The following is a 14976-nucleotide window of genomic DNA, read 5'->3' on the forward strand; positions in this document are numbered from 1 at the left end:
GCAATGCTGCAGACTCGCCCGCCGACCAGCTCAGGGGAACTGTTCGCATGCATGTAGACAGCCGGGGAACCAGCCAGCCCGATCATCAGCCCGAGCGGCCGCAAGCGGCCGAGGCTACGCGCCAGCGCGGCGGCGCGCGCGCCGTCGCCTACTGGCTGCAGCAGCTGGCGGGACTGCCGCGCATCCATGCGCTGCCGCTGGACCGGCTGCGGCCGGCCCGCCTCGGTTCCGAGCGGGCGGCGGTGCGCAGCCAGCTGGCCGCCGACCTCACCGCGCGCTTCCTGCGTTTGTGCGAAGCCCAGGGCGCCAGCGCGCAGATGGGGTTGCTCACCGCGTTCGGCGTACTGCTGGCGCGGCACAGCGGCAGCGACGACATTGTCATCGGACTGCCACAGAGCACCGCAGCCGCGGCGGATGCGCCTATCCTCGCGCTGCGCAGCGCGGTTGGACCGCGCAGCAGCTTCTGCGAACTGCTCGCCGCCGACGGCAAGCGCCTGCTCGACGCGAGCCTGCAGGGCGGCATGACACCCGAACAGCTGACCGATCTGTTCGACCCCGGCCACGATGCGAGCTACGTGCCAGTGGTGCAGGTGTTCCTGCTGCGTCCCGGCCAGGCCGTGCCGCAGGGGCTGGCCTACGAGCTGCTGCTGCGCGCGGAATTCGGCGCCGACGGCCTCGCACTGGACTGGCTGTACGCGACGGAGCTGTTCGACGCGGCGACGATAGAACGCCTGGCCGAGCATTTCGGCCACCTGCTGCACAGTGTCATCGCGCAGCCGGACGAGCCGATCTGGCGCCTGCCGCTGCTGGGCGAGGCCGAGCGCGACACCTTGCTGCGCGGCTGGAACGCGACCGAGGCGCCCTGGCCGTCGCAGCGCTGCCTGCACGAATGGGTGGCGCAGCAGGCCGCCGCGACGCCGGACGCGATCGCGCTGGACTGGAATGAAGTGCGCCTGGACTACGCGACCCTGAACCGGCGCGCGAACCAGCTGGCGCATCACCTGCGCGGGCTGGGCGTGGCGACCGAGCGCGTGGTCGGCGTGTGCCTGGAACGCAGCGCGGACCTGATCGTCGCGCTGCTGGCCGTGCTCAAGGCCGGCGGTACCTATGTGCCGCTGGATCCGGATTACCCGGCCGACCGTGTCGCCTTCATGCTCAGCGACAGCGGCGCGCGCTGGGCGGTGACGCAATCCAGGCTGCAGGCCCTGGTCAGTGTCGAGGGCGTACAGCCGGTGGTGCTGGATGCGCCGGAGACCCCGGCGTTGCTGCAGCAGTCGGCGAATACGGATCCGCCGCGCCTGGCCGATGGCGGCCCGCACAACCTGGCCTATCTGATCTACACCTCGGGTTCCACCGGCGTGCCCAAGGGCGTGTGTATTGAGCACCGCAACGCGGTGGCGATGGTGTCCTGGGCGCATTCGCTGTTCACGGCCGAGGAACTCTCGGGCGTGCTCGCGGCGACCTCGGTGTGCTTCGACCTGTCGATCTTCGAGATCTTCGTGCCGCTGTGCCGGGGCGGCCGCATCATCGTGGTCAACAACGCGCTGGATTTCGGCGGCATCGCGCGGGCGCGGGACCTGACCCTGATCAACACCGTGCCCTCGGCGATCAAGGTGCTGGTGGAAGAAGGGCAGGTGCCTGCCAGCGTGCAGGTGGTGAACCTGGCCGGCGAAGCGCTGCCGGGGGCGCTGGTGCAGGCGATCTACCGCACCACGCCGGTGCGCGCGGTGTACAACCTGTACGGCCCTTCGGAAGACACGACGTATTCCACCGGCGCGCTGATCGGCCGCGACGAACCGCGCGAGCCGGTGATCGGCCGTCCGCTGTCCAACGGCCAGGTCTATGTGCTCGATGCGCAGCGCCAGCCGGTGCCGATCGGCGTGGTCGGCGAGATCTATGTCGGCGGCGCCGGTGTCGCGCGCGGCTACTGGAACCGGCCGGAGCTGACCGAGGAACGCTTCACGCCGGATCCGTTCCGCACCGAACCCGGTGCGCGGCTGTATCGCACCGGCGACCTGGGCCGGTGGCGGGCCGATGGCGAACTCGAATACGCCGGCCGCATCGACCACCAGATCAAACTGCGCGGCTTCCGCATCGAACTGGGCGAGATCGAGGCGCGGCTGCGCCAGCACGAAGCGGTCAAGGACGTCGTGCTGGTCGCCATGCCCGATGCCCAGGGCGAGAAACAGCTGGTCGCCTATGTGGTGCCGCCCGAAGGCATGGCGGCAAGCGCGGCGCTGGTGGCGCAGTACAAGAGCTATCTGCGCGAACACCTGCCCGAATACATGGTGCCGGCGCAGTTCCTGCTGCTGGATGCGCTGCCGCTGACGCCCAACGGCAAGGTCGACCGCAAGGCCCTGCCCAGGCCGCTTGCCGAGGCCGCCGACAGCGTGCAGTTCGTCGCCCCCGAAGGCGAATGGGAACAGCGCATCGCCAGCCTGTGGCAGGACGTGCTGCAGCGTAGCGAACCGGTCAGCGCGACGGCGAATTTCTTCGCCCTCGGCGGGCATTCGCTGCAAGCCACGCGCCTGCTTGCGCGCCTGCGCCAGCAGGACGGCATCGACATGCCGCTCAAGGCGCTGTTCGTACAGCCCGTACTGCGCGACTTCGCCCGCCGTGTGGCCGAACAGGGCCAGAACACGGCCCGCGTCGCCGTGGCGGCCCAGGTCCGCAGCGGCTGGCAGCCGCTGTCCTCGGCGCAGCGCCGCTTGTGGTTCATCGACCAGCTCGAAGGCGGCAGCGCACACTACAACCTGCAATCCAGCTTCCGCATCGACGGCGAACTGGACCTGCCGCGCCTGCAGCAGGCGCTGGATGCACTGGTGCAGCGCCATGCCAGCCTGCGCACGGTCTATGCCGAGTCCGACGGCCAGCCGGTGCAGGAAGTACGCAGCGCTGCCACCGTGAGCCTCGCGGTCTACGACCTGGCCGAACTCGGCGGCGAGGAAACCAGCGTCGCCGACCGGCTGCAGGACGACGACCTGGCGCTCACGTTCGACCTGAGCCGCGACACCTTGCTGCGCGCCAGCGTGCTGCGGCTGGACGCACAGCGCCACCTGTTCTGGTTCACCGTGCACCATATCGCGACCGATGGCTGGTCGCTGGCCGTGATGCACGAAGACCTGGGCGCGCTGTACCGGCAGCAGACCCTGCCGGAATTGCCGCTGAGCTATGCCGACTTCGCCGTATGGGAACGCGACTGGCTCGGCAGCGGCGAACACCGCGCTTCGCTGGACTACTGGCGCCGCCAGCTGGCCGGCGTGCCGGCCGTGCACAACCTGCCTGCCGACCGGCCGCGGCCGCCGCAGCAGAGCACCCAGGGCCACAGCGTGCGTTCCACCCTGGACGCCGCGGCCACGGCCGCGCTGCGCCGCTACTGCCGCGAGCAGGGCGCCACGCTGTTCATGGGCCTGCACGCCCTGTTCTCGCTGCTGCTGGGCCGCCACAGCAACGAGACCGACATCGTCGTCGGCACCGCCATCGCCAATCGCGACCAGGCCGAACTGGCCGGCATCGTCGGCTGCTTCGTCAACACCCTGGTACTGCGCAGCGATCTTTCCGCGCGGCCGGGTTTCCGCCAGATGCTGGCGCAGAGCCGGCACACCGCGCTGGAAGCCTACGACCACCAGCACCTGCCGTTCGACGAGCTGATCGAGCATCTGCAGCCCACGCGCAGCCTGGCCTACAACCCGGTGTTCCAGATCATGCTGGTGCTGCAGAACACCACGGCCAGCAGCCTGGAACTGCCCGGCGCCGTCGTTCGCCAGACCGTCGCCAGCGCCGCGCGCACCTCGCTGTTCGACCTGCTGCTGGAGGTCACCGAGGACGAAAACGGCCTGAGCCTGGAATGGATCTATGCGACAGCGCTGTTCGACGCCGAACGCATGACGCGGCTGGCGGCAGACTTTACCGCGCTGATCCATGCCGCGCTGGCCGATCCCGAGGCCAATCGCTGGTCGCTGCCTTCGCTGCCCGATCCACAGGCACCGGCGCGCACGCCGCAGCGCGTGCTGCAGGTGGCCGCGCCCGCGGCCCAGGCCTACGTGGCGCCCGCGACGCGGATCGAGCAGGACCTGGCCCGGCTGTGGCAGGAACTGCTGCAGCGCGAGCAGCCGGTCAGCGCACTGGATCATTTCTTTGAACTCGGCGGGCATTCGCTGCTGGCCATGCGCATGCTCGCGCGGCTGCGCCAGCAGCACGGCCTGAGCGTGCCGCTGAAAGCGCTGTTCACCCATCCGGTGCTGCGCGCCTTCGGCGAGATCGTCGGTGCAAGCGCCGGCGACGACAGCGCCTCGCTGCAGCCGGTGCCGCGCGACCGGCCGCTGCCGCTGTCTTCGTCCCAGCTGCGCCTGTGGTTCGTCGACCGCATGCTCGGCGGCAGCCTGCAATACAACCTGCAACTGGCCTTCCGCATCGACGGCGCGCTGGATCTGCAGGCGCTGCAGCTGGCTTATGCGGCGCTGGTGCAGCGCCATGAAAGCCTGCGTACGGTTTTCGTTTACGAAGACGGCCAGCCGCGCCAGAAAGTGCTGGCGCGCACGGCGCTGCTGGCGCGGCGCGACCTGCGCGCCGTGCCGGCCGCACAACAGGCGCAGCAACTGGACCTGCTGCTGCGCCAGGAAGTGCAGCGGCCGTATGCGCTGGACCGCGACCTGATGCTGCGCCTGAGCGTGCTGCAGCTGGCGCCGCAGCAGCATGTGCTGGTGCTGGGCGCGCATCACATCGCCGTGGACGGCAGCTCGCTCAGTGTGATCATGCAGGAGCTGGGCGCGCTGTATTCGGCCGCCGTGCGCAACGAAGCCGCAGCGCTGGCCCAGCTGCCGCTGCAATATGCCGACTACGCCGTGTGGGAGCGCGAACACCAGCGCAGCACGGCGATGGAAAAGCAGCGCCAGTACTGGAGCCGCCAGCTGGCCGGCCTGCCCACGGTGCACCAGCTGCCGCTGGACCGGCAGCGTCCGCCGCAGCCGGGCGTCGCCGGCAGCAATGTCAGCCATGTGCTGCCCGCGCAACAGGTCGCGGCCTTCCAGCGCCTGTGCCAGGAGCAGGGCGCGACGCTGTTCATGGGCCTGCATGCGCTGTATTCGCTGCTGCTGGCACGGCACAGCGGCGAGCGCGACATCGTCATTGGCACGCCGGTCGCCAACCGCAGCCGCGAGGAAATCAGCGGCCTGGTCGGCTGCTTCATCAACACCCTGGTGCTGCGCAGCGACCTTTCCGCGCCGCGCAGCTTCCGCGAGCTGCTCGACCACAGCCGCAGCGTCGCGCTGGATGCCTTCAGCCACCAGGAGGTGCCGTTCGAGCACCTGGTCGAGCTGCTGCAGCCGGAACGCAGCCTTGCGGTGAGCCCGCTGTTCCAGATCCTGCTGGTGCTGCAGGACGGCGAGAGCACGGCGCTGAAGCTGGACGGCTGCGAGGTCGGCGCGCTGCCGCAGTCGACCATCACGGCGCAGTACGAACTGACCCTGCAGGCCACGCCGACCCCCGACGGCCTCGCACTGGACTGGCTGTACGCGACGGAGCTGTTCGACGCGGCGACGATAGAACGCCTGGCCGAGCATTTCGGCCACCTGCTGCACAGTGTCATCGCGCAGCCGGACGAACCGATCTGGCGCCTGCCGCTGCTGGGCGAGGCCGAGCGCGACACCTTGCTGCGCGGCTGGAACGCGACCGAGGCGCCCTGGCCGTCGCAGCGCTGCCTGCACGAATGGGTGGCGCAGCAGGCCGCCGCGACGCCGGACGCGATCGCGCTGGACTGGAATGAAGTGCGCCTGGACTACGCGACCCTGAACCGGCGCGCGAACCAGCTGGCGCATCACCTGCGCGGGCTGGGCGTGGCGACCGAGCGCGTGGTCGGCGTGTGCCTGGAACGCAGCGCGGACCTGATCGTCGCGCTGCTGGCCGTGCTCAAGGCCGGCGGCACCTATGTGCCGCTGGATCCGGATTACCCGGCCGACCGTGTCGCCTTCATGCTCAGCGACAGCGGCGCGCGCTGGGCGGTGACGCAATCCAGGCTGCAGGCCCTGGTCAGTGTCGAGGGCGTACAGCCGGTGGTGCTGGATGCGCCGGAGACCCCGGCGTTGCTGCAGCAGTCGGCGAATACGGATCCGCCGCGCCTGGCCGATGGCGGCCCGCACAACCTGGCCTATCTGATCTACACCTCGGGTTCCACCGGCGTGCCCAAGGGCGTGTGCATCGAGCACCGCAACGCGGTGGCGATGGTGTCCTGGGCGCATTCGCTGTTCACGGCCGAGGAACTCTCAGGTGTGCTCGCGGCGACCTCGGTGTGCTTCGACCTGTCGATCTTCGAGATCTTCGTGCCGCTGTGCCGGGGCGGCCGCATCATCGTGGTCAACAACGCGCTGGATTTCGGCGGCATCGCGCGGGCGCGGGACCTGACCCTGATCAACACCGTGCCCTCGGCGATCAAGGTGCTGGTGGAAGAAGGGCAGGTGCCTGCCAGCGTGCAGGTGGTGAACCTGGCCGGCGAAGCGCTGCCGGGGGCGCTGGTGCAGGCGATCTACCGCACCACGCCGGTGCGCGCGGTGTACAACCTGTACGGGCCTTCGGAAGACACGACGTATTCCACCGGCGCGCTGATCGGCCGCGACGAACCGCGCGAGCCGGTGATCGGCCGTCCGCTGTCCAACGGCCAGGTCTATGTGCTCGATGCGCAGCGCCAGCCGGTGCCGATCGGCGTGGTCGGCGAGATCTATGTCGGCGGCGCCGGTGTCGCGCGCGGCTACTGGAACCGGCCGGAGCTGACCGAGGAACGCTTCACACCGGATCCGTTCCGCACCGAACCCGGTGCGCGGCTGTATCGCACCGGCGACCTGGGCCGGTGGCGGGCCGATGGCGAACTCGAATACGCCGGCCGCATCGACCACCAGATCAAACTGCGCGGCTTCCGCATCGAACTGGGCGAGATCGAGGCGCGGCTGCGCCAGCACGAAGCGGTCAAGGATGTCGTGCTGGTGGCCATGCCCGATGCCCAGGGCGAGAAACAGCTGGTCGCCTATGTGGTGCCGCCCGAAGGCATGGCGGCAAGCGCGGCGCTGGTGGCGCAGTACAAGAGCTATCTGCGCGAACACCTGCCCGAATACATGGTGCCGGCGCAGTTCCTGCTGCTGGATGCGCTGCCGCTGACGCCCAACGGCAAGGTCGACCGCAAGGCCCTGCCCAGGCCGCTCGCCGAGGCCGCCGACAGCGTGCAGTTCGTCGCCCCCGAAGGCGAATGGGAACAGCGCATCGCCAGCCTGTGGCAGGACGTGCTGCAGCGTAGCGAACCGGTCAGCGCGACGGCGAATTTCTTCGCCCTCGGCGGGCATTCGCTGCAAGCCACGCGCCTGCTTGCACGCCTGCGCCAGCAGGACGGCATCGACATGCCGCTCAAGGCGCTGTTCGTACAGCCCGTACTGCGCGACTTCGCCCGCCGCGTGGCCGAACAGGGCCAGAACACGGCCCGCGTCGCCGTGGCGGCCCAGGTCCGCAGCGGCTGGCAGCCGCTGTCCTCGGCGCAGCGCCGCTTGTGGTTCATCGACCAGCTCGAAGGCGGCAGCGCACACTACAACCTGCAATCCAGCTTCCGCATCGACGGCGAACTGGACCTGCCGCGCCTGCAGCAGGCGCTGGATGCACTGGTGCAGCGCCATGCCAGCCTGCGCACGGTCTATGCCGTGCGCGACGGCAGCCCGCGCCAGCAGGTCCGCGACGCCGCCGCCGTCACGCTGCAGCAGCACGACCTCAGCACACTGGCCGACGACGCACGCCAGGCGCAGGCGACGCGCCATCTGCAGGACGACGCCTTGCAGGTGTTCGACCTCAGCCGCGACACCTTGCTGCGCGCCGGCCTGCTGCGGCTGGGACCGCAGCAGCAGCTGCTCTGGCTGACCCTGCATCACATCGCCGCCGACGGCTGGGCCCTGGACATCGTGTTCCAGGAACTCAGCGCGCTCTACGTCGGCGCGCCGCTGGCCGCGAACAACCTGACCTACGCCGACTACGCCGCGTGGGAAAACGACCGGCGCAACAGCGAGGATCACGCGCAGGATCTGCGCTACTGGACCCGGCGCCTGGCCGGCCTGCCCAGCGTGCACAACCTGCCGCTGGACCGGCCGCGGCCGCCGCAGCAGGGCACGGCCGGCGCCAGCCTGCACACTACGCTGGATCCGGCCGCGACAGCGGCATTGCGCCGTCTGTGCCAGCAGCACAATGCCACCGTGTTCATGGGCCTGCATGCGCTGTTCGCGCTGCTGCTGGCCCGGCACAGCGGCGACAGCGACATCGTCATCGGCACGCCGGTCGCAAACCGGGAACAGGGCGAACTGGCCGGCATCGTCGGCTGCTTCGTCAACACCCTGGTACTGCGCAGCGATCTTTCCGCCGGACTGAGTTTCCACCAGTTGCTGGCGCAGACCCGCAGCAACCTGCTCGAAGCCTATGCCCACCAGCGCCTGCCGTTCGACGACCTGATCGAACACCTGCAGCCGGCGCGCAGCCTGGCCTACAACAGCCTGTTCCAGATCGCGCTGTCGCTGCAGCGCGGTGCCGCAGCGGCTGCGCTGGCCCTGGACGGCACCGTGGCCGAGGCGCTGGCGCCGCAGACCTATACCACCAAGTTCGAACTGACCCTCGACGCGGTCGAATGGGAGGACCGCATCGAACTGGCCTGGGTCTACAGCACCACGCTGTTCGATGCCGACAGCATCGCCCGCCTGGCCGGCCACTTCGAGGTGCTGCTGCGCGGCGCGACGGCCGAGCCCGAACGCAACGTGCATGCGCTGGGCCTGCTCACGGCAGACGAATGGCGCGTGCACGAGTCGGTCTGGAACGGCACTGCCGCCGCCTACGACAGCGACACGCCGATCCACCAGCAGTTCGCACGCCAGCGCGCGCTGGCGCCGGACGCACCGGCCGTGGCCCAGGGCCCGATCTGCCTGAGCTACGACCAGCTGGACCGCGCCGCCAACGGACTTGCCCACGAATTGATCGCGGCCGGTGCCGCGCGCGGCAGCGTGATCGGCGTGCTCGCGGCCCGTTCGCCGGAGCTGATCGCCGCCGCATTGGCCATCTTCAAGATCGGCGCGATCTATCTGCCGCTGGATCCGGCCTACCCGGACGCGCGCCTGGCCTTCATGCTGGCCGACTCCGCCGCCGCCGTGGTGCTGGTGCAGCCGGCGCTGCGCGGCCGCGCCGCCCTGGCCGGCGCCGCTTCGCTGCCGCTGCCGCCGGCCGGGGAAAGCGCCGCCGGCGGCGAGCTGCCGTGGCAGGGCAGTGCGCACGACACGGCCTACGTCATCTACACCTCGGGCTCCACCGGCCAGCCCAAGGGCGTCGCCGTCAGCCATGCGGCACTGTCCAATCTTTGCCAATGGCACAAACAGACATTCCGCATGGATGGCGACAGTGTCGCCAGCCATATGGCCAGCATCGGCTTCGATGCTTCGCTGTGGGAGGTGTGGCCCTGTCTGCTGGCCGGCGGCTGCGTAGTGGCGGTCAGCGACGAGGAACGCGCGACGCCGGGCCTGCTCGATACGTTGCTGGAACGCCACCGCGTGACCCACAGCTTCCTGCCGACCGGCCTGCTCGAACTCATGGCCGGCCTCGGCGCATTCGCCAGCCCGCACCTGCGCTACGTGTTCACCGGCGGCGACAAGCTGCAGCGCTACTGCCTGCCGGCAAACTGCCGCGCCGAACTGGTCAATTGCTACGGTCCCACCGAAGCGGCCGTGGTCAGCAGCAGCTACGTGGTACGGCCGGATTCGCCGGCCCCGCCGCCGATCGGCCTGCCGATCAGCAACGGCTCGCTGTACGTGCTCAACCGCGCGCGCCAGGTGCAGCCGGCCGGGGTCGCCGGGGAGCTGTATATCGGCGGCGACAACCTGGCCCTGGGCTATGTCGGTGCACCGCAGCTGACGGTCGAGCGCTTCCAGCCGGTGGCGCTGGACGGTGTGCCGCGGCGGCTGTACCGCAGCGGCGATCTGGTGCGGCGCCGGGCTGACGGCAACATCGATTTCCTCGGCCGCATCGACGACCAGGTCAAGGTCCGCGGCTTCCGCATCGAACTGGGCGAGATCGAAGCGGCCCTGGCCGCGTTGCCGGCCGTCAGCGCCGCCTTCGTCATGCTGCGCGAAGACGAGCCGGGCCTGCGCCAGCTCGTGGCCTATGTGGTACCGGCCGATGCGGCCGCCGCCGACGCGGCGGCGCTGCGCGCGGCGCTGGCGCACAGCCTGCCGGAATACATGCTGCCGACAGTGCTGTTCCTCGACGCACTGCCGCTGACGGCCAACGGCAAGGTCGACCGCCAGGCGCTGCCGGCGCCAGCCGGCAGCAGCGCCGATGCGGCGTACGAGGCTCCGGCCGGCGCGGTGGAGGAGCAGCTGGCGGCCATCTGGCGCGAGCTGTTCGGCCGCGAACAGATCAGCGCGGCGGCGAATTTCTTCGCCTTGGGCGGCCATTCGCTGCTGGTGATCCGGCTGATCCACGCCGTGTCCGCGCAGCTGGGCGCCACGCTCAGCGTGCGCGACGTGTTCCAGCATCCCAGCCTGCGCGAGCTGGCCGGCCTGATCGGGCAGGGCGCAGCGGGCGAGGGCGGCCTGGTGCATGTGCCGCAGCAATCCTCGGCGCCGCTGACCCTGAGCCAGTTCCGCGTCTGGTACGTGGAGCAGGTGCGCGGCGCCACCGACGAGCACAACATGCCCACGGCGCTGCGCTGGCAGGGCCGCATCGACGCGGCGCTGCTGCAGCGCGCGCTGGATCACCTGGTCCGCCGCCACGACGCGCTGCGCACCGGACTGCGCCTGGACGGCGCGCAGCCGCAGCTGCAGGTGGCAGAAGCGGCCGTGTTTCCGCTGCAGGTGCGCGATCTGCGCAGGCTGGCGCCGGAGCAGCGCGCGGCCGAAGCACAGCAACTGGCGCGGCAACATGCCGCCGCGCCGTTCGACCTGGCCCAGGCGCCGCTGGCCGCGGCATTGCTGCTGCAATTGGACGAGCAGGACTTCCGCCTGCAGCTGAATTTTCACCACGCCATCTTCGACGGCTGGTCCTTCGGCCTGTTCCACGACGAGCTGATCGCCAGCTACGAGGCCTTCGCCGCCGGCACGGAACCGGCGCTGGCAAAGCCCGAATTTACCTATCTGGATTTTTCCCATTGGCAACAGCGCTGGCTGGCCGGGGCCGAGGCGCAGCGCCAGGCCGCGTTCTGGCGCGGCTACCTGCAGGATTGTTCCGAGCAGATCGCGCTGCCCGGGCTGCGCGGCCTGCGCCGCGATGCCGGCGAGGCCGGCACGCGCCTGACCGCGCGTATCGACGGCGCCGTGCGCGAACGCCTGCTCGCGCTGGCCCGGCAGCACCGCGGCAGCCTGTTCAACGTGCTCTACAGCGGCTTCGCCCTGCTGCTGGCGCGCCTGTCCGGCCAGGACGACCTCACTATCGGTATCCCGGTCAACGGCCGTCATGTCGGCGGCACGGAGCGGCTGCTGGGCAACTTCCTCAACAACCTGCCCGTGCGCAACCGCGGCGGCCTGGAACACAGCTTCGCCGGCTATCTCGACGCGCAGACACAGAACCTGGCCGATGTGCTGTCGCACCAGGATTATCCGTTCGAGAAGATCCTGGAACTGGTGCCGCGGGCGCGGGCCAAGGACAGCACGCCGCTGTTCCAGGTGTTCTTCAACATGTTCAGCCTGCCGCCGCCCCAGGTGCAGGCGCAGTCCTTCCGCCAGCAGATCGAGGAGGCTCCGGAGATCGAGGCCAAGTTCGACCTGACCCTGTACGTGGTCGACAGCGCCGACGGCGTGGAGCTGACCTGCCACTACGCCCGCGGCGCCTTCGCCCGCGACAGCATGGCGCAGATGCTGCGCCAGTACGTGTTTCTGCTGGAGCAGATCGCGGTGGATGCGGAACAGCCCTGCCTGGCCTATTCGCTGCGCGCCGGCGGTCCGGCCGAGCGCACGGATGAACTTCAGGCCGCGCGCTTCTGGCCAGGTCCGGTGCACGAGGTGTTCCTGGCCCGCGCCGCGCAGACGCCCGCGGCGGTTGCGATCGAGGAACAGGGCCAGCAGTGGAGCTATGCCGAACTCGCCGCCAGCGTGCGCGCGCTGGCGGCGCAGTTGCAGCGGGCCGGCGTCGGCAAGGGCGACGTGGTCGGCATCGTCGCCGCCCGGCGCGGCTGCATGGTCGCCGGCGTGCTGGCGACCCTGGCCACCGGCGCGGCCTTCTCGCTGCTGAATCCGGAATATCCGGTCGAGCGCGTCTGCGTGCTCGCCGACATCGTCGCGCCGCGGCAGATCCTGTTCGCGGGCGATGCGGGCAGTTTCTCGCCGCAGCTGGAACAGCGCCTGGCCGCCTCTTATCCCTGCCTGTGGCTGCCGGCGCGCAAGCCCGCCGATACCCGGGCGTCCGCGGATTTCACGCCCGTGCCCATAGCGCCGGACCAGCCGGCCTGCCTGACCTTCACCTCGGGCACCACCGGCATTCCCAAGGCCGTGGCCGGCATCCACATCGGCCTGGCCGGCTACCTGCACTGGGTGCCGCAGTGGCTGGAGATCACGCCGCGGGACCGCTTCAGCATGTTCTCCGGCCTGGGCCACGACCCCATCCAGCGCGACATGTTCGGGCCGCTGTGCACCGGCGCGACCCTGGTCATCCCCGACGCCGACGTGTTCGCGCCGCAGCTGCTGGCGCAGTGGCTGAAGCAGAACGCGATCAGCTTCGTCCATATGACGCCGGCCATGTCGCAGATCCTCTGCGCCACGGACGAGACCGCGTTCGAGCACCTGCGCGTGACCTTCCTCACCGGCGAGAAGCTGCACAGCGACGCGGTCGCGGCACTGCTGCGCTTCAATCCGGCCATGCGCATCCTCAACTCCTACGGCACCACCGAGACGCAGCGCGCAGTGACCTATTTCGAGGCCTCGGAACTGCGCGGCTACGACGGCGTGATTCCGGCCGGCGAATCGGCGCCCGACGCGGTACTGCGTGTGCTCAACGCCGCCGGCACGCCGTGCGGACTGGGCGAGATCGGCGAGCTGTTCCTGGAAAGCCATCACCTGTCCATGGGCTACCGCAACGACGCGGCGCTGACCGCGAATGTGCTCAGCGATCTTGGCGGCGGCCTGCGCCGCTACCGTACCGGCGATATCGGCTGCCGCCTGCCGGGCGGCATGGTGCTGTGCCTGGGACGCAAGGACGGCCAGACCAACATCCGCGGCTTCCGCGTCGAGACCGGCGAGATCGAGACCCACGCGCGCCGCGTACCCCAGGTCAAGGATGCGGTCGTGGTCGCACTGCCCAAGGTCGCCGGCGGCGAGCTGTTCCTGGTGGCCTACGTCGTGCGCGACGACGAGCGCACCAACGCGCGCAACCTGCGCGCGGCCGTGGCCGAACACCTCGCCGCGCAGCTGCCGAACTACATGGTGCCGTCGGCGATCGTCGTCATCGACGGCCTGCCGCTGACGCCGAACGGCAAGCTGGACCGGCGCGCGCTGCCCGAGCCGGCCTGGGGCGAGGCGGCGTCCTATGAGCCGCCGGCCACGCCGATGGAAGCGGAACTCGCGGCGATCTGGGCCGAGGTGCTGCGCCTGGAGCGGGTCGGTGTGACCGACAACTTCTTCGAGATAGGCGGGCATTCGGTACTGCAGGTGCTGTTGCTGAGCCAGATGCGCAAACGGCTCAACCTGCGCTTCAACCTGACCGAAGTGATCGGCTGCGCCACCATCCGCGCGCAGGCCGCCGTGCTGGCCCGTCACGCATGAGGGTGTTCGTCCTGGCGCTGGGTTCCGGCGGCGATTTCTACCCGCTGCTGGCCAGCGCCATCGGCCTGGCTGCACGCGGCCACACGGTCACGGTGCTGGCCGGCGACTGGCACGAACCCAGCGTGCGCGCGGCCGGGCTGGATTTCCACCCGGTGCTGAGCAGCGAGGAATTCGCCAGGATAGGGCCCATGGCCCAGTCCCTGGCCACGCCCGGCGGCACCTGGGTGGCGTTCTTCCAGCACGGCGTGATGCCGACGGTGGCGCCGGTCTACGACTACGTGGCCGCGCGCGTGGAGCCGGGAAACACCTTGCTGGTCGCGCCGGTGCAGGGCATAGGCCTGCGCCTGATCGAGGAACGCTTCGGCGTGCCGCTGGTGACCCTGCTGCTGCAGCCGCGCGTGCACGACTGGGACCAGACCAACGACGAAGCCACCCGGCGCTTCGATGCGATGTACGGTCCGCTGATCAACCGTCACCGCCGCCGCTACGGCCTGCCGCCGCTGGGCCGCTCGTTCAAGGGCTGGATGGTGGACACGGCGCGCATGGTCGGCCTGTTCCCGGCCTGGTTCCTGAGCCCGCAGGTCGACCTGCCCAACCAGGGCCGGCTCAGCGATTTCGTGCTGTTCGATCCGGCCCCGGCGCAAGCCACGCCGCCCCAGCTCGATGCCTTCCTGGCGCGCCACGATGCGCCGCTGGTGTTCACCTACGGCACGGCCAACCGGGCAGTGGCGGAGTTCTTCGCCGCGGCGGCGCAGGCCTGCGGCGAACTGGGCCGCGCCGCCGTGTTCCTGACGCCGCACCGGCACCTGCTGCCCGATCCCTTGCCGCCGCATGTGCTACAGCTGGACTATGTTCCACTTGCAGCATTGTTGCCTTATTCCGAATGCCTGATCCACCACGGTGGCATAGGCACCTGTGCCCAGGCCCTGCGCGCCGGTATCGCCCAGGTCATCGTGCCCGGCGCGTTCGACCAGTACAGCAACGCCGTGCGCGTCGAGGCCCTCGGCGTCGGCAAGGCGCTGGCGCCGCACCTGCTGAACGCGGCCAGCCTGGCCGGGGTGCTGCGCGGCGCGCTGGACGACCCGGCTGTCGCCGCACGCTGCCGCGCCGTGGCCGCGCGCTTTGCGCCGGGCGACGGGGTGGAGCAGTGCTGCGAAGCGATCCTGGAACTGGCCGGCCGCATGCCTGAACGCCGCTGAGGTATCCGTCCGCCTGCGCCCGC

The 14976-nt window shown here is 70.2% G+C and carries 2 protein-coding genes; both read left to right on the forward strand.

Features of this window, described 5'->3' with window-relative positions; all coding sequences use genetic code 11:
- The first annotated feature begins 47 nt into the window (after nucleotides 1-47).
- On the forward strand, nucleotides 48-13754 hold the full coding sequence (locus NM961_RS02065; RefSeq protein ID WP_255910699.1) for a non-ribosomal peptide synthetase: 13707 nt from the start codon (nucleotides 48-50) through the stop codon (nucleotides 13752-13754).
- Nucleotides 13751-14953 (forward strand): glycosyltransferase, encoded by a 1203-nt coding sequence (locus NM961_RS02070; protein WP_255910701.1) that lies wholly within the window; start codon nucleotides 13751-13753, stop codon nucleotides 14951-14953. Before NM961_RS02065 ends, NM961_RS02070 begins: the two co-directional genes overlap by 4 nt.
- Nucleotides 14954-14976: the final 23 nt, after the last annotated feature.

This window comes from Tahibacter harae, from assembly GCF_024437735.1.
Classification (GTDB): domain Bacteria; phylum Pseudomonadota; class Gammaproteobacteria; order Xanthomonadales; family Rhodanobacteraceae; genus Tahibacter; species Tahibacter harae.